General features: G+C 36.3%; 22 protein-coding genes. 13 read left to right on the top strand and 9 right to left on the bottom strand.

Annotated elements, in window-relative coordinates; all coding sequences use genetic code 11:
• From PLJ10_07870 to PLJ10_07840, 7 genes are all read left to right on the top strand, one after another.
• Positions 1-1,304: DUF4340 domain-containing protein (locus PLJ10_07870; protein ID HOK09565.1), on the top strand; the 1,304-nt coding region annotated here is incomplete at its 5' end.
• 197 nt (positions 1,305-1,501) lie between these two features.
• Entirely contained in the window at positions 1,502-2,485 is a 984-nt protein-coding gene (locus PLJ10_07865; GenBank protein ID HOK09564.1) for a Gfo/Idh/MocA family oxidoreductase, read from the top strand.
• A 32-nt stretch (positions 2,486-2,517) separates the two neighbouring features.
• The gene (locus PLJ10_07860; GenBank protein ID HOK09563.1) at positions 2,518-4,587 is read left to right on the top strand and encodes a transglycosylase SLT domain-containing protein; all 2,070 of its coding nucleotides are present in this window, start codon (positions 2,518-2,520) and stop codon (positions 4,585-4,587) included.
• A 115-nt stretch (positions 4,588-4,702) separates the two neighbouring features.
• On the top strand, positions 4,703-5,803 hold the full coding sequence (locus tag PLJ10_07855) for a DUF1080 domain-containing protein (GenBank protein ID HOK09562.1): 1,101 nt from the start codon (positions 4,703-4,705) through the stop codon (positions 5,801-5,803).
• A 215-nt stretch (positions 5,804-6,018) separates the two neighbouring features.
• Positions 6,019-7,461: a uroporphyrinogen decarboxylase family protein gene (locus tag PLJ10_07850; GenBank protein ID HOK09561.1), complete on the top strand. Its 1,443-nt coding sequence runs from the start codon at positions 6,019-6,021 to the stop codon at positions 7,459-7,461.
• Positions 7,462-7,479: 18 nt separating this feature from the next.
• Positions 7,480-8,661 (top strand): SGNH/GDSL hydrolase family protein, encoded by a 1,182-nt coding sequence (locus tag PLJ10_07845; protein ID HOK09560.1) that lies wholly within the window; start codon positions 7,480-7,482, stop codon positions 8,659-8,661.
• A complete protein-coding gene (locus tag PLJ10_07840; GenBank protein ID HOK09559.1) occupies positions 8,658-9,851 on the top strand; it encodes an SGNH/GDSL hydrolase family protein in 1,194 nt (397 codons plus the stop codon). The genes PLJ10_07845 and PLJ10_07840 overlap by 4 nt, the downstream gene beginning before the upstream one ends.
• Positions 9,852-9,973: 122 nt before the next feature.
• On the opposite strand, the gene PLJ10_07835 is transcribed toward PLJ10_07840, so the two are convergent.
• The 5 genes from PLJ10_07835 to PLJ10_07815 all read right to left on the bottom strand — a co-directional run bounded on the left by PLJ10_07835 (position 9,974) and on the right by PLJ10_07815 (position 13,663).
• On the bottom strand, positions 9,974-10,198 hold the full coding sequence (locus tag PLJ10_07835) for a hypothetical protein (GenBank protein HOK09558.1): 225 nt from the start codon (positions 10,196-10,198) through the stop codon (positions 9,974-9,976).
• Between the two features lie 12 nt (positions 10,199-10,210).
• Positions 10,211-10,420 (bottom strand): hypothetical protein, encoded by a 210-nt coding sequence (locus tag PLJ10_07830; protein ID HOK09557.1) that lies wholly within the window; start codon positions 10,418-10,420, stop codon positions 10,211-10,213.
• Complete coding sequence (locus PLJ10_07825; protein HOK09556.1) at positions 10,395-10,955, bottom strand: hypothetical protein; 561 nt, start codon at positions 10,953-10,955, stop codon at positions 10,395-10,397. Before PLJ10_07825 ends, PLJ10_07830 begins: the two co-directional genes overlap by 26 nt.
• Before the next feature lie 3 nt (positions 10,956-10,958).
• Positions 10,959-12,245: a hypothetical protein gene (locus PLJ10_07820; protein HOK09555.1), complete on the bottom strand. Its 1,287-nt coding sequence runs from the start codon at positions 12,243-12,245 to the stop codon at positions 10,959-10,961.
• Between the two features lie 113 nt (positions 12,246-12,358).
• Positions 12,359-13,663, bottom strand: coding sequence for an ATP-dependent 6-phosphofructokinase (locus PLJ10_07815; GenBank protein ID HOK09554.1), 1,305 nt, complete (start codon positions 13,661-13,663; stop codon positions 12,359-12,361).
• A gap of 135 nt (positions 13,664-13,798) precedes the next feature.
• On the opposite strand from PLJ10_07815, the gene PLJ10_07810 reads away from it, so the two are divergent.
• The 3 genes from PLJ10_07810 to PLJ10_07800 all read left to right on the top strand — a co-directional run bounded on the left by PLJ10_07810 (position 13,799) and on the right by PLJ10_07800 (position 17,865).
• Positions 13,799-15,136, top strand: coding sequence for a hypothetical protein (locus PLJ10_07810; GenBank protein ID HOK09553.1), 1,338 nt, complete (start codon positions 13,799-13,801; stop codon positions 15,134-15,136).
• Between the two features lie 101 nt (positions 15,137-15,237).
• Positions 15,238-15,759: a hypothetical protein gene (locus PLJ10_07805; GenBank protein HOK09552.1), complete on the top strand. Its 522-nt coding sequence runs from the start codon at positions 15,238-15,240 to the stop codon at positions 15,757-15,759.
• A 27-nt stretch (positions 15,760-15,786) separates the two neighbouring features.
• On the top strand, positions 15,787-17,865 hold the full coding sequence (locus PLJ10_07800) for a hypothetical protein (GenBank protein ID HOK09551.1): 2,079 nt from the start codon (positions 15,787-15,789) through the stop codon (positions 17,863-17,865).
• A gap of 27 nt (positions 17,866-17,892) precedes the next feature.
• On the opposite strand, the gene PLJ10_07795 is transcribed toward PLJ10_07800, so the two are convergent.
• Entirely contained in the window at positions 17,893-19,677 is a 1,785-nt protein-coding gene (locus PLJ10_07795) for a TolC family protein (GenBank protein HOK09550.1), read from the bottom strand.
• A gap of 176 nt (positions 19,678-19,853) precedes the next feature.
• Between PLJ10_07795 and PLJ10_07790 the strand changes: the two genes are divergently transcribed.
• Positions 19,854-20,918 (top strand): interleukin-like EMT inducer domain-containing protein, encoded by a 1,065-nt coding sequence (locus PLJ10_07790; GenBank protein HOK09549.1) that lies wholly within the window; start codon positions 19,854-19,856, stop codon positions 20,916-20,918.
• Positions 20,915-22,000, top strand: a complete 1,086-nt coding sequence (locus PLJ10_07785; GenBank protein HOK09548.1) for an MraY family glycosyltransferase — start codon at positions 20,915-20,917, stop codon at positions 21,998-22,000. Before PLJ10_07790 ends, PLJ10_07785 begins: the two co-directional genes overlap by 4 nt.
• A 32-nt stretch (positions 22,001-22,032) precedes the next feature.
• Here PLJ10_07785 and PLJ10_07780 read toward each other — a convergent pair whose 3' ends face one another.
• Genes PLJ10_07780 through PLJ10_07770 form a run of 3 tightly spaced genes read right to left on the bottom strand, consistent with a single transcriptional unit; the run spans position 22,033 to position 25,287 of the window.
• Positions 22,033-22,929, bottom strand: a complete 897-nt coding sequence (locus PLJ10_07780; GenBank protein HOK09547.1) for a dihydrodipicolinate synthase family protein — start codon at positions 22,927-22,929, stop codon at positions 22,033-22,035.
• Between the two features lie 34 nt (positions 22,930-22,963).
• Complete coding sequence (locus PLJ10_07775) at positions 22,964-24,343, bottom strand: NTP transferase domain-containing protein (protein HOK09546.1); 1,380 nt, start codon at positions 24,341-24,343, stop codon at positions 22,964-22,966.
• Between the two features lie 35 nt (positions 24,344-24,378).
• A complete protein-coding gene (locus tag PLJ10_07770) occupies positions 24,379-25,287 on the bottom strand; it encodes a PHB depolymerase family esterase (GenBank protein HOK09545.1) in 909 nt (302 codons plus the stop codon).
• A gap of 116 nt (positions 25,288-25,403) precedes the next feature.
• On the opposite strand from PLJ10_07770, the gene PLJ10_07765 reads away from it, so the two are divergent.
• Positions 25,404-26,435, top strand: a complete 1,032-nt coding sequence (locus PLJ10_07765) for a tetratricopeptide repeat protein (GenBank protein ID HOK09544.1) — start codon at positions 25,404-25,406, stop codon at positions 26,433-26,435.
• Positions 26,436-26,553: the final 118 nt, after the last annotated feature.

Below are 26,553 nucleotides of genomic sequence, written 5' to 3'. Positions count from 1 at the left end.
TTCTTGCCCAAGGTGGAACGGGTGAAAAATTCAAAGAGACTGGATTACAAAATTTATTAGGTCGCTTTTCAAATCTAATGGCTACATCTATAGTAGACCCTGCTAAAAAAGCAGATTGGGGACTTGAACCACCCACGTTTAAATTAACTATCTCAAGGGATGGTGATGCGGATGTTGTGATTGAGGCTGGAAGACCTAATCCTGCACAAAATGGATATGTCCGTATTGCTACTAATCAAGAAGATATTGTTTATGAGGTTAGCAAGTATACATTTGAACAGATTTTCCCGAAAGGTCAAGACTTGTTTGACCTGCCTTCATTAAATCTTGATAAGGAAAAAATTGAACAGGTTACTATCGAACAACCAGAAGGTAAAGTTGTAGTTAAGAAAGAAGGTAGCGACTTTAAAGTTCTTGAACCAGCTATTGATCTGAATATTCAAGTATCAACCCTGAACACATTAATATCCGCTTTAGCAAGTTGGAAGTCCGCAGATTACGCTGATAACGACGCAGATGTCGGAGAGTTTAATAAAACAGTAACATTTAAAGCTGGAGACGAAATGCATATCCTGAAATTAGCAGGTAATGCACGGACAATTGATGGTGTCTATGTAATGCTTGACGATAAACCCCAACGTCTCGTAGTTAACCGTACTGATGCTAATAAGATTTTGTTAAAACCCAGAGACGTTTATGAATTAAAAATTTTAGATTTTTCACCTGATAAAGTGACATCCATTGATATAAAAGAAAATGATGTGACACAGACGATTAAGAAGGGAGAAGGTGGCGAATGGATATTGTTGGCAGATGGAAAAGAGACCAAGCTGATAAACGACAATGTTATGAACTTCTTGAATAGCATAAATGGACTACAGGCATTGGATATTCGGCCTGACCTTGCATGGAATTCATTTACACCCGAAGTCAATATGCAGTTTAATATAACCGATAGTGAGCCATTAAACTTCTCTGTCGGGCAAGGACCACAAGAAAGTATTGTTTCGACAGTACCACGCTATAAAGCAGTTGTACAGCTTGCAAAAGAACGTTGGGAAGAGATTAAGAACGCCCTCGCTAAAGCCCGTGAACCGAAACCAGAAGAACCACCCAAACCACCTGAAGAACAACAGACACAATCATCAACTGAACAAGATCAACCAAATGCAGAAACATCAACCGAACAGCCGACAGAGTCAAAAGAAACAGAACAACAGCCAACACCTGCACCAGAATCAACTCAAATAACAATCACTCCCAGCACATCAGAACCACAACAGAGTTCTCAAACATCACAATAGATAATGTATCAAATTAATCATAATACCGACCTTGTATCCTCTACAAGGTCGGTTATTTATTTTTTTTATTGAGCCTATAGGGGAAAATGTGATTTTATAATCGGAAGAATAGTTATCTATAATCTTTTTTGTTTTAATAAGTATGTTAGAATATGACTCATTAATTAACATTAATACTTTGATTAAGGAGACGCAAGATGGCTAAAAAACTTCGGGTTGGATTTATTGGTGCGGGAGGTATTGCAATATTACACTACAACAGATTTTCAAAGATTAAGCAGGCAGAAGTTGTTGCATTGAATGAACCCAGTTCAAAATCAATAGACCAATTTCATAAACATTGCCCAAATTCAGTGTCGCTACCTATATATTCTGACTATAAAGACATGATAAAAAAAGAGAATTTAGATGCGGTAGTCATTTTAAGCCCTCATACCTTGCATTATGAACAAATTATGTATTCTTTGAATTGTGGCTTACATGTATTAACAGAGAAACCGATGGTATGTTCTATCGTTCATGCAAAGGAGGTTATTAAAAAATCGAAACAAGCAAAAAAAATATTGATGATTTCCTACCAACGGCATTTTGAACCGCCATTCCGTTATATGCGTGACCAGATACAAAGAGGTGCTATTGGAGAAGTTCAATTTGTGCAGGCATTATTGTCTCAGGAATGGTTACGTTTAACACGCAATACATGGAGACAGATTCCGAAACTTTCAGGTGGTGGGCAGTTGAATGATTCGGGCAGTCATTTCATTGATATTATGATGTGGATGACAGGTATGAAAGTAAAGGAAGTGTTTGCCAAAGTAGAAAAATTTGATGTTCCTGTGGACATCAATTCCGCTTTGACCTTAAAATTTGAAAATGGTGCATTAGGAAACCTATCTGTAATTGGAAATGCTCCAGGCTGGTATGAAGACCATACAATTGTGGGCAGTAAAGGAGCATTATTCCTAAGACAGGGCATAGGTGTTTTACAGCAAGATGAATTAGGTAAGCCTGTAAAAGTGAAACTGCCGAAAATGTCCAGCGACCCTGACCGCAACTTTATTATGAGCATCTTAGGAAAAGAAATGCCAGAAGTCCCACCCGAATGTGGTCTGAGAACTATGGAAGTAACCGAATCTGCATGGAACTCTGCAAAAACAGGGAAACCCGTCCGTGTTCCATAAATTTATTTTACGATAAATGTATTAGGTCAAGTATGACAACGAAATGTCTACAATTGTTTTGTGCTTACATGTTCTTCTCTCTCTGTGTGTTTGCCATAGACCTTCCTGATGATAAAGATTCACAAATATTCGAACACTACAAACAAGGGGTGTTTTTTTATGAGAAAGGAGATTTTCAATCGGCATTGGAGTGTTTTGAAAAGGCGTCCGTATCAAGTCATTATACTTTTCCATTTGTTCAAATAAGAATTGCACAATGCAAAGACGGTATGAAACTTACAGAAGAAGGGATTAATATTCTTGAGGAACTTATAAAAAAGGAACCGACACCTACTGCATGGAAATTGCCTGCTTATTTTTTTCTTGCCAAATATTACGAAAAAACAAATAATTCCCCATTAGCAGGACGATATTATTTAAATATTCACTCGGATATTCTCTTGCCATGGTGGATGGTTTCTCTCATAAATGACGGTGGTGCATTTTTAATAAAGACGAAAGAATTCCAAAAAGAGGGTTCTACCTTACTACAGCAAGTAATCAATTATGGTGGATATAATTTATCCCGAAAAGATTCCTTACTCAACTTATGTTTATCTGAAAATGAAGCAGATAGGGCTTTTGCTATCCGATACCTCCTCAGAAGCGGATATTTATCAGAGGCATGGTTTATCATCAGTAATCAATTTCCTAAATTATGGTTGGTATACACAGGCACGGTAAGTTCAGTTGCAACATGGAAAATATTTGAAGATGGAGGGAAAGAATTTATAGAGCAAATAAAGAATAGCAAAGATTCCGATTATGCATCATTGATTTTCGAATATGTTCTCCGTTGTCTTGTCCTTTCTAAAAAGACTTCCTTTGCAAATCAAATTTTAGAAAAAATGAATTATGATGTTCCTATCAATTTTGATATGGGCGAATTTTTATACTGGGCAGGCCAAAAGTCAGAACAGAATAACGATAAGGAATCCATCCTTTTCTACTACAAGACGCTCTTAAGAATGTTTCCACAACATAAACGAATTTCGGAGGCAGTTTTTAATTTGGGTTTCTGGTTTTATAGTAAAGAGGATGTTGTCAATGCATATGCCTATTTTGAAAAATTAATAACAGACTATCCACAATCATTTTATTTTGCAAGGTCTGCATATCTAAATGGGTTAATTTATGAAAAGAATGGTAATAAATTAAAAGCGAAGGAATATTTCAAAAAAGCATTGCAGGGGAAATTGGGTGATTATTATGTCCATCGCTCTGCTGATAAATTATTAAAAGATTACCATGAATCAATAGCACATCAAAAAATAGCTCCGTTAAAACATTTGCCTGTTTCATCATTGATTGTGGATAAGCAAATTTCTCATGACATAGACACAATTACGAAAATATTGAATAAGAATACTGAATTGAAATGGTTAAATTATTTTGCAGAAATAGGGGTAGAAGAAAAGGAGTGGATTGCCTTTGACATTTGCAAAAGGGCTCAAAATGGAGAGATTGAATTGGATACTCTTCCCCTATTGTCTCATTTAGGGACTGCTCAAGTTGTTTGGGATTACTACTATTCACAATGTTTCACCACAAAGAAAGAAATGATAAATAAGAGCAACGAATGGCAGATATTATTCCCTATGCCATATTATCAATCTGTGCTCCACTGGTCAAAGAAGGTAGATGTAAATCCTTTTCTAATCTGGTCTATAATGAAACAAGAAAGTTCATATCGGACATCTGTTATTTCTACCTCAAATGCGAGAGGACTCCTACAACTTATACCCAGCACTGCAAAATGGATTGCAAATAAAGACGACAGACTAAAAGGGATTGACTATTTTTTGTGGAAATACCCTGAATATAATATTGCCTTAGGGTCTGTATATTTTCGATACCTATTAGACCGATTTAATGGGAATGTTGTGTATGCTATAGCTGGATATAATGCAGGTCCTGGAAGGGTAGACGAATGGAAGAGAAATATAAAAGATAATGATTTAGAAACATTTATTGAAAATATCCCATTTAAAGAGACACGAAACTATGTAAAAAAAGTTTTGGGCAACTATGCAGGTTACCATTCTATTTATAAAGGCTTTTAGCTTACAGTAAATGTACAAATTTATTTTTTCTATATATTTGTGCTACGATATGGATAGAGATATTCAATCCCCTATTGTTCACGATTAAAAACAACCCTTTTTGGAGGAAAAAATTATGCGTATGGTTAAAGTTCTTTTCATTTCAGCCATGCTAATGGTTAGTGGCTATTCTGCGATGGCTCAGGATGTTGCTGAAGGACAGTGGATAAACCTGTTCGATGGCGAATCTCTTTTTGGCTGGGTTCAGTTTGGTGATGCAGATTGGAGTGTTCAAAATGGCGTGTTAACCGCTACAAAAGGCACAGGTGGATGGCTCGCTACAACATGTCCATTTGCTAATTTTGAATTATCCGCAAAAATAAAAGTTTCTGGTGATGGCACAGCAGGTCTGGCAATTCGTGTTCCATTAGAAGGACATTATTCGGAGAATGGTGGCGGTGCTATTACATTACAAGCTGGCGGTGAATATGATATTTCCGTGCGTGCAGTGGGAAATGCAGTATCCGCATCTGTTAATGGCAATCCCGTAGAAGGATTAAATATCACAAATGCAAAAGGACATATCGGTATTCTCTATCATAAATACCATGATAAGAAAAAATCCACTAAGATTGAAGTTCAGTCAATGAAATTAAAGCCTGTTCAACTGAAATCTTTATTTAATGGCGTTGACCTGACAGGCTGGAATATTATCCCTGACCATAAATCTGTTTTCTCGGTTGTTGATGGTGCATTAAATATTAAAGATGGTAATGGACAAATTGAAACCGCGGATGTATATAAAGATTTCCTTCTACAGTTAGATATTTTTGTAAACGGTAAAGCCCTGAACAGTGGTGTTTTCTTCCGCGGTCCGAAAGGTGTATTCTGGAAAGGTTATGAGTCTCAAGTCAAGAACGCATGGCTTAGCAACGACCGCACAAAACCTGTCGATTTTGGAACGGGTGGTATCTATGGTGTTCAAGAATCCCGCAAGGTTGTATCAAATGATAAAGAATGGTATACCAAAACCATTGTTTGCGATGGCAATCACATGGCGGTGTGGTTAAATGGCTATTTAGTTAGTGATTTGTACGATACTCGCCCTGTTCATCCCGAAGGAGATGGGAAGAATGGGTATGTTCCATCTGCAGGGACGATACATTTACAAGGGCACGACCCTACAACCGATTTATCGTTCAAAAACATAAATATACAGGTGTATCCTGAAAAGTAAGAAATGTTTTGATAGCGAATTATTTCCAAGAAGGGACGAAGACGTATTCGTCCCTTCTTATTTATATCCCAGACTAAGTTACACAGGCAGAGTTCCTGTGTCACTTTTTGGGGGATATATACTGTTTTGTGTCCTTACATTTTTGCAAAACGAACTATCAAATAGATAACCTAATAAAAAAGATGCAGTTAAACACTTTTTCAAGGAGATTAACAATGGACACGATGGCAACCCGTTATCAAAATTGTTTGAAGCGATATGTTACCGCATTACGAAATGAAAAACCTGATTGTGTCCCTATCCGACCATTTGTAGCAGAGTTCACAGCACGTTATTGTGGTTTTACCTGTCAGCAAGTAACTCATGATTATCGGATTGCCTTTGATGCGGTTTGCCAAACTGTGAAAGATTTTGATTGGGATGCGGTTGTCCCAAATATGGTGTATGTATGGACAGGTTTGGCTCAATCGTTGGGCTTGAAATATTACGGAATTCCTGGAATTGAACTTGACCCGAACACAGGGTTTCAATATAAAGAACCGCCCGAAGACCAGGCATTTATGAAAGAGGATGAATATGATGAATTAATTGCTGACCCAACGGGTTTTTTATACGAAAAATGGTTGCCTCGTGTATCAACAGAAGTGGTTGAACCTGGAAAACCCGCGAAAGTAAGGACTTATCAGGCATTAGTCAAAACAGCCATGGCAATGTATGATTATTTCTATGCCTTTGGTCCTCAAATTGAACGATTAAAAAACGAATGTGGAACAGTCTCTGCTATCGCGGGGATTTTTAAAGCACCTCTGGATATTATTGCGGATAAATTACGTGGTTATATTGGTTTGACGATGGATTTACTAATCCAGCCAGATAAAGTATTAAAAGCATGTGAAGCCTTGATGCCCCATTTGCATCATGTGGCAAAGACAACCGCTGACCCTAATAAATTAGTTCCCATCGGCTTTTGGATGCATCGCGGTTGTACTCCATTTGTTACTCGAGAACAATTTCATAAATTCTATTGGCCTACACTGAAACCTATCATTGAAGAACTCTGGCGAGAAAGGCAGCAGGTTTTATTTTATGCAGAAGGTAATTGGGATGACCATTTAGAATCTTTCGCAGAATTGCCTGAAAAAAGTATTGTGTTCCATATTGACCGTAGTTCTCCCGAAAAAGTTCAAAAAATATTAGGTGAAAAATTCTGTATTAGTGGTGGATTACCGAACGCTATCCTTGCAGTAGGGACACCGAAAGAAGTGCGGGAACAGTGTAAAAAATTAATAAAACTTTTAGCCAAAGATGGTGGATACATTATGGACGCCAGTGCTATTATCCAAAATGATGCAAAAGTTGAGAACATTCAGGCTTTTACAGAGGCGACTCGTGAATATGGAATATATAATGGTATGGGTTGGTCAGGAATTGACAATGTATTAAACAGTGAACAGACGGTACAATCCACAGATGGATTGCACATCCAGAAACCGTCATGGCTGTCCTGTTATCCACCTGCTGGTGTATGTGTGCCCTGGGAAGAAAAACGGAAAGAAATACCTCAAATCAAGGGAGACGAATTGCTGGTTGAACAAATCTGGAACGGGATTGAAGCACATGGCTATACCTTTATCTGGCAAATGTTATTGTCTTTTTAAAACAGGCAATCAGAACGAATGAAAAAAATATTTAGGCTTTTATTTGTATGGTTGATAGTTCTTATAATTCTTTTTGCTACTTTGGAAATATTGTGTGATATTTATATACTCCACTTCATGGATAAAGGAACTTTTACTAATTATGCCTCAGTTGAGCAAATCTTCAGGAGAGTAAACAAGGAAAGAACAGAGTTAAAGGCGACTCTTCATCCATATAAGGGGTATTTCCTAACACCAAACTATACCGATGGTTGCAATAAGCATAATTCATACGGATTCAGGGGAGATGAACTGGGAGAAAAGAAGGAAGGCGAAATTTGGATAGCCTGTTTAGGGGAATCTACAACATATGATTCTGATATTGAATGCTGGGAAGATGCCTATCCCGCTCAATTGGAGAAAACCTTAAATGAGAAAGGGATAAAAGCAAAAGTAATTAATGCGGGTGTTGATGGCTGGACCAGTTTTGAGATTCTGATTGATTTTACACTTCATGTGTCTAAATTCCCTGTGGATATAGTTATTTATTATGGTGGGCTTAATGATATTGGACAAACACGCTTTGTCTATCCTATTCCTGATAATCTATTAGAGAGGGACATCGTTCTTGCCCGTAGGGGTATAGACGGATTATTTAATTATCCATTCTGGGAACGTAGTTCATTACTTCGGATTTTTATGTTAAAAGCAGGTTTGGCGATACCTCATACAGACTTAATTTTTCTTCATTACAGCCCTGAGAATAGGATGAACCAGTTTATCATTCAATTAATAAAAGGCACCTACCCATCAGGCATATTTAAGGAAGTTTCTCCAGAAAAAATCCTATCATCTAACCCTCCAATATGGTTCGAACACAATATTAGGAATCTTATCCTCCTGGCAAAATCAAAATCCATAACCCCTGTCTTAATGACATACATGATAAACACATCAAATAAAAATGATATTTTGATTGTACCTACATCTCCTGGGAAAGATATCTTGAAAAACATAATGATTAGAGGCATTAATGAGACTAATGATGTATTGAAAAAATTAAGTGTTGAATTAAATACCGCTTTATATGATCTACCCTCTTATTTTCCAACAGAAAATCCAAGTCTATTCCTTGATTTAGTTCATAACACACCACAAGGTGCTCATATAAAAGCGGAATTACTTGGTGAGTATTTAATTAACTCAGGAATATGTAAATGACACGATATTTCAAGATTTTTCTATCTTTTGTTATAACCGCTGGGGTTATTTTTGTCCTCGCCGAAATATCTACAAATATATACGTTTATTATTTTGCAGATGAGGATTCGCTGAGCCGTTATGCATCGATAACACAACTTGCAAGGATATTTAATAAGGATAAGAACAAATTAAGGATAACACCGCACCCTTATACGGTTTATACTTTGTCTCCTAATTATGAGGAGGGGTGCAATAAACACAATTTGTATGGATTTAGAGGCAAGGAACTTGGAACGAAGGAAGATGGGGAAATATGGATTGCATGTTTGGGGGAATCAACTACCTATGATTACGATATTGAATGCTGGGAGAAAGCCTATCCTGCTCAATTAGAAAAGTATTTAAATGAACAGGGAGTTAAAGCAAAAGTTATCAATGCGGGTGTTGATGGCTGGACCAGTTTTGAGATTTTGATTGATTTTAACCTTCGTGTTTCACGGTTACCTATTGATATTCTCATTTATTATGGTGGATTCAACGATATAATATTTACCCGATTGGTTCATCCAATACCTAAAAATCCTTTAGAGAGAGATATTACGTGTGCTCGTTGGGGTATAGACGGAATGTTTAATTATCCCTTCTGGGAGACCAGTTCTGTAATGCGAATTATCCTTGTAAAACTGGGATATGCAATCCCACATTTTGATTTGTTTTCGATGCATTTAAGCCCGCAAAATTGTTTCATAGATGTTGTTGTTCAATTATTGAATCGTTCTTATCCAGAAGGTATTTTTAAGGATATTCCAATTGAGAACATATTATTAAACAATCCACCAATATGGTTTGAGCAAAATTTGACTAATCTTGTTTTACTTGCTAAGTCCAAATCAATAATTCCCATTTTAACTACGTATGCTCTAAACAAATCCAAGCATAATAATCATTTTATAGTGAGAGATGAAAAATCTGTTGCTATTATTAATCGAATTATGTCGTTTGGCATAAAAGAAATGAATTCAGTGATAGAGAAAATTGCAAAAGAACAAAATATACCTATTTTAGATTTGGATAATTCCTATCCCGTTGACGGAAATCTATTCACAGATCTAATTCATAATAACGAGCAAGGCGCACAAATAAAAGCAGAACTAATCGCTAAATTCCTAATCAACTCACACATTATCAATCTTCCCAAACACGACTAATCCATTTCTCAACTTAACTACAAATATACTATGTATTCTTTATATCCATTTGTTTAGATAATTGGTATAATTAGTTAGTTCTACATTCACGATATTACATATAAAAATACGTTATTACTTATCTATTTAATTCCTGCTTCAACAAAAAATTTCTTCCATTCCTCTTTTCGCCATTTCAATGTGTCAATAGGAACTAAATATCTTTTTTCCCTTACAACTCCTAAATAGGGAAGTTCAATACCTTCATTAACGGGTACAAATTCTTCTGTATTGAAATATCCACAAATAAAAGCCTTTAAGTCAGTTTGTATTTCGCCACACTTGTATTTTTTTACTCTTTCCCGCAAATTACTTAAGTATTAGCTAAATAAAATATCTGAGGAAGGAATTTTACCTTCTGCAAAATTTAGAAGTCTTGTAAAACCACAAACCTCAACAAAAAATTGCAAAATAGGTTGCTGGGGAACAGAACATTTCACCATAATTCCATAATCGTAACCTATATCTGCTTCTGCCCATATTCCTCCCAAAGATGGCGAGGATTTAATACTTATTTTTTTTCCTCGCATTCATAATATCTGTTCTGTATTTTTCTATCTGCCTTGATATTTCCCAATCCAGTTCAATCTTTTTCCCTATAAAATTTTTCTCCAAAAATTTTTTAATCATAACTTCGCCTAATTTTCCTGTAAATTGGTCAACCAAGATAGATTCAAATGTTCTTCGTCGTTCTCGGAAACCTTTTGCACTTGTTGTTGCTCTCGTTCCCCCAGAAAACATTTGATAAGTAATTTCCATACAAAATAATAATAATCTAACAATATCTTCATCATCAATTTTAACAATAACAGTATTAGGCACGAGTTTTTCATAAATCCATAACAAAAGTTTTTCATCATTCAAGAAAGTCTTTTTCCCTTCATAAAAAACTATGTTATAATCATTCATCCTACAAGCAGAAAGTAATAAATCTCCTAATTCATCAAATTCAAAATATATTTTGCTCTTCTTAAAAATAATTTCCTGCTGTTCATTAATAAAATAGGACAAAATGGTTTTAAATTTTGTACTGTTCTTAAGGTCTACCTTTTTTATTGGTATCATATATCAACCTCTTTTTAAAATTATTAAATGTTCGGTTTTGATTCTACTATCCTCTTCTCCCGAAGCAGGATTTATCTTTGATTCGAACATTACACGAGAAACAATTCTATCAACATACGTTATTTCGTGATACCACCCCATTTGTTCTAAATGTTCAATAATGATATCGTCAATCGGTATAGAGGTTGTCCTGATTTTTGCAGGCCCTACGAAAATACACATATAGTTTTTAACTTTATTTTCTAATCGAGAAAAAGTACCTAATATCCCATGAAAATAACGGTCATATAGTAATAATAAATGACGTTCTTTTATTTTTTCTCTATATTGATAAAATGTCTGTGAATAGATATCTATCTCCGGAACAGTACAATAAGGAATCTCTTTTTTATTTAATTCTTTAATATAAGTTTCATCATAACCAAGCCAAAAAAGTTCTAATTTTGTAGAACGAATATATTCTTGTGCTTGTAAATAAGGTGGGGAAGTAATTAGAATATTGACTTCGTTATCTAACTCTTCTTTTAATGTATCAATCCCTGATTTTATTCTATATTCTACATTTTGTGGCTTTAGTAGTTTGTTTTCAAGAAGTTTTCTTTGTAATTTCCCTACTTCCTTTTCAAGCATATTATAAAAAATTGTTTTCCAATCTTTTTTTATTAACTCTGTTATCTTCTGCTTAGAATGTCTCGATTTATACAATTTATGGACCTTTTCATCAGCATAAGAAAAATACTTTGTAACATTTAATAAAGGAATAAGAAACAAGTATTTTAATCTATCCTCCAAAGAATAAATAAAACCCCATGATGTTGACAATATTTGAAGAAATTCCTCTGGAAACCAATAATTCAAATTAGACCACTTAGGAAGAAATTCTTTTTTAGAGATTTTAATTTCATTTAAAAGTTCAAATAAATTGACTTTAGGATATTCCATTATCGCTGTATTGTGAATTACATTTATAAGAGGATTCAAGTCCCATAGTTCATAAGGGTTCCCATAAACTCTTGACACAACTCCTACCGTTCCGTAACCTGCAAACGGATCAAAAATTTTTATTCCTGGTTTTGCGTATTCTTTTAATATAAATGCTATTACCTGAGGAATAAATTTGGCAGGATATTTATAAATTTCAAAGGCACCATAAGTGGTTGAAGGTATTTCTGGAATTGTTTCTCTGAAAAGTATCGGGACTTTTTTATTCGTAAGGGGAATAAAAGAAACTTCTTTATTCTTAGGGATTTTATTTTCTTGCCATAATGGTAATTGGTATGTTTTTTTCATATTACCTCAATATATCATGAGCATTGAAAGTGTTCTAATTATTCTATCATATTTTATAATTCATAATTTTATTAATAAATGTTTAATCATTGAAAATAGCAAAAACTTATGTATTACTTTGAGATGGGTTGACCTGTGCTGGCGAGAACAGTTTGCCATAAGGACCCGTTCGGGTCAACTTTTTTACGGCCTGAAATAACCATTTTGATGGGGATATGAACGAATTGATTATGGATATAACCAATGGTTAGTCCTGTGCGTCCTGTCATTCCTGCATGCACTGCATTTCGAGCCAGTGCATCACAAAAAGCCGAATCTTCTGCATTCGCAGGAACACTTCGTATTAAATAACTTGGGTCGAAATATTTCATCTGTGCAGGAATTCGTTTTTTATTAAAATAAGTTGTAATTGTATCTCTTAAAAATTTACCCGTATCAGGGTGTACAATATTCCCCGATGCATCTTGTTGTTCCTTTCCTTCTTTTATCCATTCTAAACCTGCACCTTCTGCAATAGCGATAAGTGCATGTTCTCTTGTAAGGATTCTTTGCTCAAGCCATGCTAAAAAACCATTATTACCATGAAGAGGAACTGTTACTTCTGGGATGATTGCATAATTAACCAACTGACTTGCAAGAACAGAATAAGCAGTAACAAACCCTGAATCTCTACCCATTAACTTAACCAAACCTATACCATATCGGACAGACTTTGCCTCTGTATGTGCACAAATAAGGACTTTCCTTGCTTCCTCAATGGCGGTGTTAAAACCAAAGGTTCGTGAAGTATATAAAATATCATTATCTATAGTTTTAGGAATTCCAATTATTGAAATGGGGTATGATTTTTCTTGCAATACATGGAATAATTGATAGGCACCACGATGTGTTCCATCTCCACCAACACAAAATAGTACATTAACACCCATAGAATACAAACATGAAATCATTTTTTCTGGAGCTTGTGGTCCCCGCGATGTGCCTAATATTGTTCCTCCTTCGTCGTGTATCTCGTCCACAATTTCAGGGTCAAGCTGAATCGGATGTAAATTTTTTTCTGGATTTAATCCTTCATATCCATAGCGAAAACCTAAAATTTTCCGAACCCCATAATGAAACCACAATTCTACCACTAAGGAACGAATTACATTATTTAATCCTGGACATATACCTCCGCAGGTTACTATTCCCGCAACTGTCTTCTCGGGTTGGAAGAAAATTTTCTTTCGTGGACCTGCTTTCTCAAAATATATCTGCTCTTTTTCTAAATACTCTCCTTGTTCATTAATCTCTATTGAATTAGAGATATAAGTATTATCATCAATAAATAGTAAATTCTTTTTATCCTGTTCTGATAAAAATTTTTCTAATGGTGAAATAATATTACATTCTCCAAGTAATGAAATTTTAGCAATCATAACTAACCCTTTTAATTATCCGATTATTACGCAAAGAAACTATAAAATATAGTGTTGTTTTTTCTATGATTTATGATATAATAAGATTAATAAAAATTATAACATATATATAATATTTAATTTCGGATAATTATTATGAAATGGTGTGGGAGAACAATTTCATTCTTTGTGTTTTTCCTTTCATTTTCATATACTCACGCAGATTTATACCGTATTTACGAAGGTGCACCTAATGATGCAACGGGAAATCCTAACGAGTGGGGGTTTGAACAATTATCTGATGCATGGACACACGCCACAGTTACAAATCCCGGTAATCACACTATCCGAATAGAATGGCAAGGACCAAGTCAAAGTGAGGGGGTGTACTTTCTCGTACCGGAATTAGTCCTCGCAGATAGTGGTGATATTGAAGTAATTGCTGATGTTGGCATTCGTCCGGAGATTAGACCCAATAGCGATCATCCTGTATTTACAAATAATTCTACGATGGGAAAAATTTTAAAAATTATTGGTTACGATGAAGGTGTGTACAACCGAATAGCGTTATTTTCTGAATACTCTTCTCCGCTGATTGCTACCTCGATGAATGGAAACGGTGTTTTTATAGTCGAGAAAGCAAATTTTATCAAAAAGGAGCGTGTTTGGGAGCCAGTAGAACAACCGGGAGCACCCAATGGAAGTTATATATATTTGCAGAATGTTCCTGCGAGCAAGCACCAGTTTTACATGGTTAGGTTCTTAGGAGGGGACGAAGTCGAGCAAACTTTACCGTTGATGGTTCTTGGACCAATGAATGGCACTGGAATAATGGAAGCCCAGTTGCGATATATAGACTTTAGCTATGCCAAGGGGAGAGGGACTAGATTATCACTGAAAAATGTGGTCAAAATCGCATTAGAAGAATGTATCTTTGCTCCGGAAGAGAGTAGTACCTATTCCGATAGTGCAATAGCAGTAAAAGCGGATAGCCCTACTGCAAGTGATGGCGGGTCGGAGGTAGTTTTTTATAATTGTTCATTTCGAAGTGGTAGTGCAAATCTATTTGATAAGTTAGGCGAGGATAATCAAACTACGCCGAATATTTATCGGCTATACAAGCCAGTATTCACAGGTGCCTGTGGAGAGCGTGCATTCAACTTTCAGCAAAGTAGTGCTCGAGTAGAAATATTAGGATTAGAACCAGGTACAGATTGGTTCGACACAGCAGATGATGTAATCCCATCTCCAATATACTGGGTAAATATGGATGGTATGACAAGCAATACAGGGACTTATGCTCGCATATTGCGTGGCTCAATAAAATTTTACCGTGCGAAGGGTATAATCAAGCCATATATTGGTTATGCAATTACCTGTTTAGGCGGAGAATTATCAGGACCGGTTGAAATTGAGAGGATTCTTGTTGGTGGGGTTTTGGTGCAGGGACATTTCGCTCCGGTGCCACTGGCGGTAATTATGGTCCTGAACTGAACATTGCTAATACCATTTTTTACGGTGGTGGCGTTCTTTCATATATAGATACACGCGGTTTTAGTGACACCTTATCTCCTACTGCGTTTGCTAACATTCGTTTGCATCATGTAACACTTACTTCGCCGGAAGCTAACCCAGTAACGAATTGGCTAATTCATGGTAGGACGGGTGATACATTATATTCTGCGGGCACTATTTTTGATGCTCCTAATGCCTCTAATATTTTGCCCGTTTGGGAAACAGGTTTTGAATGGAAAAACTTAGCATGGAACCGTAACTCTGCAGATGGGAAAGGTGGTTTCGAGACACCGCCAGATGACCAAATTATAATTTATGCCGATCCAAAATTGGATGATGTCGGCAAATTACAGACAGGGAGTGGTGCATTAGGCCGTTCAGGAATAACAGATACAACCAATATAGATTTTGAAGGACAAAGTAGGCCTTTACCTTCATTCTATGCCTCGCCAGATATTGGTGCTGACGAAGGATTCTTCCGTCCCACAGACATAATACCCGATTCCGACCCAATAGAGGTGCTGGACAATGTTCCTGAAGGTACAGTTGTAGCAGAGTTTACTGTGGTTGACCCTGACCCAGAAGAGCCACATACCAGGTAGCGGAACAACCTAAAAAACAAATGAACTGTGGTTGACCCTGACCCAGAAGAGCCACATACCCTGAATTTGGTTCAGAACGGAAATGGAGCGTTTCGACTTGATGGCAATCAATTGGTGGTGGATTTGCCAAGTGTATTAAATGGATCCGAGAATCCATATTTAACCGTTCAGGTCTGGGCAACGGATATGATGGGATTATATTATGATGAGACTTTTCATGTCCATGTGATTGATGCGACACCTGCGTATGTTGCCTCGGTGCAGGTTACTCAGCCATTGGAAGTCGAGGTGCAGTTTTCAGAGCCGATGCGAACAGATGAATTGGGCGAACCGAGTAATTACACTATTTCTAATGATGGCAAAGGAACCTTATCCGACAATCCAAGCCAAGTGACGGAAATAGATAATAAGAATGTAAGACTAATCTGGAACAGCGGAGAGATGAAAAATGGGGGAGATATAACTGTAACCGTAACAGGGGTGTTCGATGCACAAGGCAATCCCATAGGTCAACCGAATAGTGGAACACATGTCGGCGGTGGAACTGGGGGTGTGCCTCCAATGTTAGCATCGATCGAAGTGATGGGGCCACGACGGATTAATGTTGTTTTTTCGGAATCTATGAAAGAAATTGAGCCAGGTAATGTGCTGAATCCTGCCAATTATCGATGGTGGATAGATACTCCTCCAGGTAGTGAACCTACCAATGTAGAAAAGGTAGCTGAATTTCCACCGACCTATGCTATATCGTGGACAACAGGCACAGGTATTTCAGAAGGGCAAGAAGTAACAGTGCAGGTAAATGATGTTCAGGATTTAGCAGGGAATGTAATTGACCCACTGCACAATACCGCATCAGATATTTTTGAGGTAACATTGCCAAGGGCATTGTCCCTTACAGCAGTCAATGAGAGGACTTTAAAAATTAAGTATAGTGAGGATATGGGCTCTTCGGCATTGTTTATTGGTAATTATACAGTTGGTAATCCGTCAGGGGCTTCTGGTAAAGGTACGCTTGTTATTCACCCGTCCAGGGTTATCCAGGATACAGACTCAAGAACCTATATATTGGAGTGGGACGAGGGTGAAATGAAAGGTGGCTCATTGGTTCAGATTGAGGTGCAAAATGTCAAAGACATATACGGAAATCTAATCGATCCGGATTGGGATACAGTGGTATGTTCGAGTATCGGGATACCTCCCTATGTTATTGATGTAAGAGTAGTCGATAGTAAAAGAATACGGGTTTTATTCTCGGAGGCGATGGAACCATATATGATTCTGGCTACGAGGTATAGTTTATCTGGACCGGGTAAGGGCACGTTAAGCACAAATCCTAACACGGTGCAGAAAATAGCACCCGATAATTATCTTTTAAATTGGAATAACGGGAATTTATTACAGGGTGAAGATATCACTGTTAGCGTGTCCACAGGAACAGACCTTGCCGGAAATTATTTAATCGAACCAAAAAGTAAAACAGTAACAAATCGTATTAAGATTCTTTCATACCTTGTAGGAGGGGATTACTATCTCGGAGATGCAGTTGTTCTGTCATTTAATATTTCTGGTGGGGAAGGGGCACTCACATATCAATGGCTCAAAGATGGGGAGTCCGTAGGGCCCAATTCAAATACATGGGAGATTAATGGATTAACATTACAAGATGCAGGAGAATACCAATGTTATGTGGGTGACTCTCGAGAAGAAATGGTTTATACAAATAAGGTTCGTTTAAGAATTTATCCTCGTATGGAGTTATTACAACAGCCAGAAGGAGCGATTGTCGTTGATGGGGGGCATTATACATTAATGATTAATATTACAGGTGGTATTCCTCCTATAAATTATCAATGGTGGAAAGATGGTGAGCCTATTGGTGGTAATGAATCTATGTTGTTGATTGAAGATATGTCAAAAGAGGATGAGGGAATTTATTGGGTGGAGGTTTCTGATGCGAAAGAAACAATAGTATCAAAACAAGTGGAAATTAAATACACAACTGGACTTACATCTATAACTTCTTTCGGCATCGTTAATATCATTATTGTTATTGTTGTTATGGGCGTTTTATATGTTAGGAAATTAAACATCGCGCAACGTTAGAGTGAGAAAAAAGTTATAAATTAGGGATTATTCCCAGCGGGGTTTGATGCTTTCTCCATACGAGATGACGTCTTCTACTTGGGGCAAACTTACTTCAACCCCCATCTGTTCCAGTAATGTCCCTTCTGCAAGATAGAGGTCGGTAAGGGCTTTTTCGTATGCAATTTGTGCTTGTAATTCCAGAGTTTTTGCAACTGTATAATCTGTTTGTACTTGTAATACTCGCCAGCTGGTACTAACTCCTAAACGGAGTCGTTTTTCTTCTGCGATAACATTCGCTTCTTGTAATTTGCGTGCCTGACGATTGCTTTCGACAAGAACACGATTTGTCTCCACGTTTCGTACTGCCAGATGAACACCCATCATAATTGTTTGTTCTATTTTCTTTTTTTGTTCCTCTGATTCGCGTTTAGTAAGACGGGCTCGCTGATAGGCACCTCTCCCAGCACGATTACCGAGGGGAACCACGGCTTTAATTCCATAGGTATAGTAAGTCTCATCATCATCACGAATTCCGTAAAACATTTTAGCAAGGGAACGGTCTCTTCCACCTTGCCCGTAACTACCAATAACATCCACTTGCGGAAGCATTTCGTTACGTGCTTTTAATAATTGTAAGTCAGCAATGTCAATCTGCAAGCTTGCCATAACAATTTCAGGGCGATTCTTTAGAGCCTTTTCAACAGATTGGTCTACATCAGGTGCTAAATTTTCTACGTTAAGACGTTCGTTTTCAAAACTATGAGGTCTGTCCGTGGGAACAATTAACGTTTTTGAGAATAAATCACCATCTCTTAATAAAAGAAAGTTTTTCAGGATATCTGATGCACTTTCTAATTGTGCCTGTGCAGTAACCAGCTCACTTTGTCGTGTTGCGACACCCGCTTTGGCTTGGAGTACTTCAATATCTGCGGCTGTGCCAATTTCGCGTCGTTTTTCACTGATGGATAATAATCGTTCTGCATTTGCCAAAGCCTCTTCACGAACCTTCACATTTTCCATCGCTCCCACAAGGTCCCAGTAAGCTTTAATAATTTCCGCAACTGTATTCATAACGGTCATTCTTAATTGGGCTTCGCCAATTTTTTCCGAATGTTTTGCCATCTCAATCTGAACAGCATTAACCTTAATACCAAAGCCTTTTAGTAATGGCTGAGTAAGGGTTAGTAAGAGTCGTCCACCATACTCTTTGGTAAAATCTGAGAAGGACGTTTCTTCAATTTCATTATTGAAAGTAACTGCGTATTGTGTGCCTAATTTTATTTTTCCTGCAACTGTTGATTCGAAAGTTGTTTGATGTGTTTCTACGCTATTAATTCCAGCATAAGCACGAATTTGCTGATTGGCGATAATAGAAGCGTAATTATATTGAAGAGATGTTTGCCAAAATGGGTCAAACATCCCTGAGGCTGTTAATTGGTCTGCTTGTGCCTTTCTTGGTTCTAATCCACTAACGATAATATCTGGATTCTGTTTTAATGCTATCTCAATACATTCCTTTAATGACATACGTGCAACAGCATTCGGTCCTCGTCGCTCTTCTGTGGCTTTCCGTAACGCATCGAGGTCAATTAGGTCTACGGATATTTCCTTTTGAAGATTTAGTTCGCTTCGTCCAGAATTTGCATTGATACCACTGTCAGTTTCTGTAAGAATATCTTTGGCTTGTTCTTCTGATACACCTAATTGAGAATTATCTTTATTTTCCTTCTCTGTATCTTGTGAAAAAGCGAATGGTGTAGATAGTAAAGAAATAAAAAGTAAAATACGTATGAACTGTTGCGTTCTGACGGAGATATCTTTGGTTTTCATGCTCAATCTTTTCCTTCTTGAGTTAATGATAAATACAAATTATATGATATTTGGTAAAGGAAACAAAATATGTTAAAATAAACTCAAGAGTTAATTCTATGTGCGGTGTAAATAGAATCTGCCAATATAAACAATTAATTTAATTATTTGTTACTGAAAGTGGGTATTTTTTTAAGATGAAAGGTTCAACAAATTCATTATTTAGTCTCGTTGTTTTATGGGGTATTATTTTTATTGTTATTGCTTCTTTCTTGACAGCACATTATTATATTTCACAATATCAATATTTTGTAGATCCTGAAAATTATATTATTAGAGCAAAATACTACTTTCAAAAAGGAAATATAGACAAGGCGAAAGAGGAAATAGAAAGAGGTATACAGATATTCAAGCCCGTTGATGAAAAAGCATATTTATTTTTAAAAGACATCAAAACAAAAACAGGGGACATAGGTTCTATAGAAAAATTAGTTATGTATTATGAAATTGCAAAACTTGTAAAGAACTGTCATACAGCCGAAGTAAACAAATTGGATTTTAATATAAGTGTCTTACATGATGATTTTATAACAAATCTTTCATTATCTAAAACATCATCTTTATCCCTTCTCTCTATGTGGAAACTATTGACAAGAAATACCTGGAAATGTTTACAGAATGGAGGATGGACAGAAAAACAAATTCTGACTTTTCTCCTATATAGCGGGGGGGTATTTGATTTTACTTCAAGAATAGGTAATACAGGTGTAGAAATTGACGAAGATGTATTAATACTAAGTGAAGGTAGTCCAGAGGGAAGTGGAGCACAGATATGGTTTCAAGGAAAGAACTATGCAGGAAATCGAAGGGGGCTGTATGTATTAATACTAACACCTCCTCCTTGTAAAGTTTTCAGAGCAGACCGTTTTGATATATGGGAAAGTCAAAATGAAGCCTATAAGATGGAGCAGTTTTTAGAAGAAGTGCCAGAGGGACATATTGGAGTTTTTGCAGTATCGGATGAAGCGACAGAAAATATGACAGACACATTAGAACAAAAGTTATTATCCTTCGGTTTTTCTAAGAAAACATATAATCAAAAAGATTTAGTATTATTTGGTTATGGTTATGCTTTTGCAGGGATTGGTGTTAAAGGTGCAAAAGAAGGGATGGCGGTTCAAAATTGGGCTAAGTATGAACCTTCAAAAAAGAATATCCCTGTTGCAGTTGTAGGTATATTAAAAGGAGGCCAAAAGAAATGAAAACACACGACTGGGCATATGTCACTGTTTTTGCACTATCATTTTTATGCACATTGATTCTGGTTCCGATTTTTCGATGGTTAGCAATGAAATTGGGTATTTATGATGTGCCTAATGAGAGTAGAAAAGTTCACAAAAAACCTATACCCTATTTAGGAGGCTTAGCTTTTTATATTACCTATTTGTTAGCGTGCTTATTTGTTGAATGTAGATATCCACAATATTTTGATAATAAGATGGTAGTAATTGGTATTGGTGGAACATTTATTGTATTGATGGGAGTGTTAGATGATTTAATCTCAATTCCAGCAAGCAAGAAATTAGTAATTGAATTAATATTTGGAATAATTCTCTTTTTTTGGGGGTTTCAAGTAACCACTATTGCACATCCTTTAGGAGGTACTATTAATGTTGGACCTTTAGCTTTGGTGATAACTGTATTATGGATAGTTGGTGTTACTAATGCGATTAATATCGTAGATGGACTTGATGGACTTGCGAGTGGTTTAGTGGCTATTTCATCACTCACTATTTTTACTATATCTTATAGTAATAAACAGATACTTAGTTGTTTAATTATGAGCATTTTGTTAGGTTGCACGATTGCTTTTCTAATATATAATTCTCATCCAGCATCAGTTTTTATGGGTGATGCAGGGGCACTTTTTTTAGGTTTTGTTTTAGGCTGTGCCACATTAGTAGAGCGTAAAAAGGGTGTTACAATTGTTGCATTAACAGTACCTATTGTTGTATTAGCAGTTCCCTTCTTAGATACCTTTTTGAGTTTTTTAAGGAGGATGCGCCGTCCCAAAGAAGTTGGTTTTTTTGCCTCAGATAAAGATTGTATATATCATCGATTGTTACGATTAGGCTTATCCCAAAGACAAGTAGTATTTTCCTTGTATTATTTTTCTATTTGTATGGGGTTCCTTGCATATATCACTTCGTTATTACCATCAAAATACGCTTTTCTCGTACTTATTTTAGTTTGTATGATGATATTAATGGGAGTGATTATCTTACATTTCGTTGAAAATATCGCGGGAGAAAAACAGAATCAGAACAATAATATACAGGGATAAAACGATTTCCCGATGTACATAAAACCTTGATATCAAGTTAATTTAAGTAGTTTAAGAGTTTTTTCTAATAATTGGATTTCCTGTTTGGAAAGTTCACGATGTGGAGGACGGACAAATCCTGCATCGATACCTCTTAGTTTCAATGCTTGTTTAAAGATGGCAAGGTTTCTACCGTATTGTAGGATTTGACAAAGTTTTGTTAATTGGGATTGGTAAATCCATGCTTCGGGCAGTTTACGTTTCATCACATTTTCATAGACGCCGAGATAAATTTCTGGTGCCACATTAGATGTTCCAGAAACAGCTGCTTGCACCCCTGCTAAGAAAGCCTGATAGCCGTATTCATCTACACCGTTTATTATAGTGAAAGATGTAGGTTTTTGGAGTAATAATTCAGATAAGTTCACCATATTCCCTGTGCTGTCTTTAATTCCAACAATATTTTTGTGTTTTTTTGCTAATTTGATAATAAGTGAATTGGTTAGAAAATTCCTTGCACAGGATGGAATATTATAAAGTAATATAGGAAAGTTAGGGAATTCAGAAGCAATGGTGGAGAAATATTTATAGAGAGCCTCTTCATCATAATAATAATATCCTGGTGCAACTATACCTGCACCGTAGGTTCCTTTTTCAACTGCATGAGCAGTAAGTTCTATTGTTGAATGTAAATCAAAAGTGCCTGTATGAGCAATGACCATTATTTTCCTATTTACACATTTCAAAACACTTTCCAAAAGTTCTTTTCGTTCCTCTATGGACATTACAAGACCTTCGCCTGTTGTTCCGCCTACGAACAACCCATGCACCCCTTTCTCCTGAAGAAATTGTATAAGGCGATGTAGCTTAGGATGGTCAATTTCTTTTCCACCTTTAGTAAATGGGGTTAAATTTGCACAAATAATACCGCGGATACTTTTTTGTTCCATTGTTACTTCCTTCAATCGTTTAATTTTTATTCCTTCAGGGATACCTATCTGGTCCCCAAGGTTTTACATCTAATTGTTGTCGTTGAGTAATAAGAGAATATGCATCTATGTCATTATTCACGATAACACCAGGACCAACACATGAATAAGCACCGACTCGTATACCTGGCATAAACATGACATTAATACCTGTCCTACAATAATCACCTATATACGTTAGGTTGCCGTGATATGGAGGTGTTTCTAAATGTTCTTTACATTTCATTGGTCGCGTTGTATTATCAAATCGCCAGGTAGCACTAATAGTACCGGCACCGATGTCTACATGTGAACCAATCATTCCCGAGATACAACAATAATGAACCATAAATACTGTATCTAATGTTAAACCATAAAATTCTGCATTATGTAAGACTAAATTTGAATCTCCTAATACTGACTCACTAAATATCTTTGCATATTCAGAGACTATAGACTTTGTTCCTATAAAAACTTGACTTTCTATAATAGCACCGTAACTGATTTGACTATCGGATCCCAAAAATAGGTTTCCTTTAATAATAGTGTTTTTGTCTATATTTGCTCCTTCTTCGAGCCAGAGTTTCGCCGTCGATGCAATATCAGCTCCGTCGCTTATTTTTGCTTTACTCGCAATCTTCGAGCTTTCTAAATTACGGAAAAAGTGGTTTAATGCTTTTTGATTTGCCTCAATAATGTCCCAAGGATGGTCTAAATCGACAACAAAATCCCGAGCAGAAATTACAGATATTTCTTGTTTATCTTCGAGCATAATTTCTAACATTGAGGGTATATTTCCCTCTGGCATTGGCACAACCCCTAAAGGTGTAGAGTGGATTATCCCTGCTTCCTTTTGAATATAGGCATCAATCATATTTGTTTTCCCAATCACAGCACCACAAAACCAGTAATTAGATTCATTTCTATTAAAATCAAGCCCTTCCAATTTCCTATTAGAAGATACCTTTAAAAGTAAAGAATGTTTAGGGGCTGGCTGTTGATTGGAGGCTAAAACAGATGTAACAGGCTGTTGTTCCTTATAAGTATTTATAAAGTGTTTCAGGGTATGATGCGTTGTCACAATATCGCCATGTATAATCATCAGTTCGGGTGTAGAAACAGAAGGAATTGCTACTCGAATTGAAGAGGCAGGGTCATCACATTCTTTGAGATGAATGAAACTAATTTGACTTATATCCTTCAATGCGTATCGTATGCTTTGTTCAAGGTGCTTTGTAAGAACAATAATATGTTCTATACCCAAATCTTTTAATTGTAGAGCCAGCCTTCGTATAGCAGGGGTATTTAATATTGGAACTGTAACCTTGTTTCTAATTGTAGAAAAGGGGAAAGCACTTGAGCCTTTTCCACCAGCAAGGATAATCGCAGAAATCATTATGACGACACCTTTTTTATAAAATATAACTGCAGTTATAAAGCATTATTCTGGAAAAATTTTACGATTATGTATGTAGCATCTGGTTCAGGGGCTGTTGGACCCACGATAAATTTCGGATATCGATTTTTACCACCAGGCCAGGTATGTCCACCTCCATTAACCTTATACAACATAACCCTTGGGTTGCACTTAAAATCAAATATCTCTGTGGTGAAATTATCATCACGGTTTGTGTCTGGATAGTTTTTTAACAATGGTTCTTCCTGGCATCCGTATTGGGTTGCCCACCATTTTGCATTCTCTTCTGCGGATAAGAAAGTGGTTTTTTTAATGCCAGCATGAGTTGCTCCTCCATCATAAGGGACAACAGGGTCTTTTGTTCCATGGATAATAAGGACGGGAATGTTTTTTATTGGCTTTCGCTGGCTTGCATGTTCCTGTGTCATACTCCCCATCACAGGTGCGATTGCAGATATTTTATCAGAATAACATGCAAATGCCTGTATCATCATTCCTCCCGCAGATGCGCCTGTTGCATATATTCTTCCTGGATCTACGCGATATTCCAACACCAAAAACTGAATAAGTTCTTCTATAAAGCGGGTATCATCGTTTGGAATAGGGTCTGTTTTCCATGTTCGCCATCTCCCTTGTGGATATACGACGATAAATTGCTCCCTATCAGCATAATCGTTTAATTGGGTGAGTTTTTCCATGCCTCGTGCTGTATCACTAAATTGATGAAAGGCAAGAAGGAGAGGCGGTTGTATACTCGTGTCCAGTTTAGATGGTATGTGAATACGATAATATCGTGTTTTACCGTCAACTGTAATTTTTGAATATCCCACATAGCAGGAAGTTAACGATAAGGCAATGGCAATAGATAAAATAATAATTGTAACCCCTGAGAATGTGAATAAGCATTTTTTACATTTTCTCATATATATCCCTTCCATTGATTAGGTTTCCATTCAGCAACGTAGTGTATAAAATAGTATAATATAACATAACTAACATTTATTTTATACTTAGTATTTTACAGAAAGCGAGAAGTGACATGGAGTCTTCATCGTGTAGTATTAATTTGTCGCGAGTCAATTATCCTGGACAAATCCGTCTGGAGCTTAAAGGTTCAATTTTAATAATTCACAAAGAGACATGGGTATCAAAATATTCGTTATATGTGCCAGTGGAAGTGGTTCATATTGAAGAAAGTAGAAATCGTAATTATCGGAAGTTATGGGAAGGGGTAATTGGCTTGATGGTAGCTTTTTTGTTGTTTTTACCTCTTAGCCTGTGGTTTATCTACAAGCCTTTATTCAAAAATTCTGATTTGTTATGGATGCTTCCATTAATTGGGTTGTTTATTTTCTCTTTTATTGTGGGTTTGCGTGGGATAATTTTATTTTTCAAATTTAATCCTGTGATGAATATTATACTGACACATAAAGCACAGGCGATGCGTTTTTCATTTTGGTTGAAACCTGAAGTAAAAGTAGCAGTAGAAAATTTAATAATGCAAATTCAAAAAATAAAAGAAACATTGCAGAAAAATAATTATGTTCCACTTCGCATCTGTCCGATGTGGTATCATTCTAAACCTTATCGAAGGGCATTTTTAGTTGGTTCCGCTATCAGTTTTATATTATTCTGTATCATATCTATCCTTTATGTATTTCAAGTTGCAGACGATTATAACTACAACATTTGGTGGTTATATATTATTCTTCCATTCCCTCCGATTGTCTCTATTTTAAGTGAATTTATCCGCCGTAATTTCCCTTTTACGTTACCTGCGGAATTTAAGCGTGCAAGACGTGCTGTTGAAAATGGGAATTATTCTATGGCAATTTTTGAACTACAACAATTATTAAAAAAGCAACCACATCTTAACTTTGTTCGTTTTTTTCTTATACAGGTTCTGACAGAACACGGTGAATTTGATACAGCACTAAAACAATGTGAGGAATTCTATTCTCAAGCACCATCGTTAGCCACAGAATTACAGACTACCATCTGGTGGTTACGGTGTGTTCAGGAACGAATGAATGAAACCAAGCCTAACCATAATAGCAGTCAAGAAGGTTGACGTGCGTAAGAAATATATTATAATTTTGAACAGTGATAATGAGTTTGATGTGTCTTAAGGCCAAAGTACTTTTCAAGGAAAATCTGTTTTTTTGTTAAAATTAATATACCTTTATAAT

Origin of the sequence: Candidatus Hydrogenedens sp. (assembly GCA_035361075.1) — a bacterium.
Lineage (GTDB): Bacteria > Hydrogenedentota > Hydrogenedentia > Hydrogenedentales > Hydrogenedentaceae > Hydrogenedens.
Note: the sequence above shows the minus strand (reverse complement) of the source record. Positions and strands in the feature narration are given on the sequence as shown.

Coding starts and splice junctions, on each gene's coding strand:
- PLJ10_07865 (HOK09564.1), top strand. CDS start 1,502: ATGGCTAAAAAACTTCGGGTTGGATTTATTGGTGCGGGAGGTATTGCA.
- PLJ10_07860 (HOK09563.1), top strand. CDS start 2,518: ATGACAACGAAATGTCTACAATTGTTTTGTGCTTACATGTTCTTCTCT.
- PLJ10_07855 (HOK09562.1), top strand. CDS start 4,703: ATGCGTATGGTTAAAGTTCTTTTCATTTCAGCCATGCTAATGGTTAGT.
- PLJ10_07850 (HOK09561.1), top strand. CDS start 6,019: ATGGACACGATGGCAACCCGTTATCAAAATTGTTTGAAGCGATATGTT.
- PLJ10_07845 (HOK09560.1), top strand. CDS start 7,480: ATGAAAAAAATATTTAGGCTTTTATTTGTATGGTTGATAGTTCTTATA.
- PLJ10_07840 (HOK09559.1), top strand. CDS start 8,658: ATGACACGATATTTCAAGATTTTTCTATCTTTTGTTATAACCGCTGGG.
- PLJ10_07830 (HOK09557.1), bottom strand. CDS start 10,420: ATGCGAGGAAAAAAAATAAGTATTAAATCCTCGCCATCTTTGGGAGGA.
- PLJ10_07825 (HOK09556.1), bottom strand. CDS start 10,955: ATGATACCAATAAAAAAGGTAGACCTTAAGAACAGTACAAAATTTAAA.
- PLJ10_07820 (HOK09555.1), bottom strand. CDS start 12,245: ATGAAAAAAACATACCAATTACCATTATGGCAAGAAAATAAAATCCCT.
- PLJ10_07815 (HOK09554.1), bottom strand. CDS start 13,663: ATGATTGCTAAAATTTCATTACTTGGAGAATGTAATATTATTTCACCA.
- PLJ10_07810 (HOK09553.1), top strand. CDS start 13,799: ATGAAATGGTGTGGGAGAACAATTTCATTCTTTGTGTTTTTCCTTTCA.
- PLJ10_07795 (HOK09550.1), bottom strand. CDS start 19,677: ATGAAAACCAAAGATATCTCCGTCAGAACGCAACAGTTCATACGTATT.
- PLJ10_07790 (HOK09549.1), top strand. CDS start 19,854: ATGAAAGGTTCAACAAATTCATTATTTAGTCTCGTTGTTTTATGGGGT.
- PLJ10_07785 (HOK09548.1), top strand. CDS start 20,915: ATGAAAACACACGACTGGGCATATGTCACTGTTTTTGCACTATCATTT.
- PLJ10_07780 (HOK09547.1), bottom strand. CDS start 22,929: ATGGAACAAAAAAGTATCCGCGGTATTATTTGTGCAAATTTAACCCCA.
- PLJ10_07775 (HOK09546.1), bottom strand. CDS start 24,343: ATGATTTCTGCGATTATCCTTGCTGGTGGAAAAGGCTCAAGTGCTTTC.
- PLJ10_07770 (HOK09545.1), bottom strand. CDS start 25,287: ATGAGAAAATGTAAAAAATGCTTATTCACATTCTCAGGGGTTACAATT.
- PLJ10_07765 (HOK09544.1), top strand. CDS start 25,404: ATGGAGTCTTCATCGTGTAGTATTAATTTGTCGCGAGTCAATTATCCT.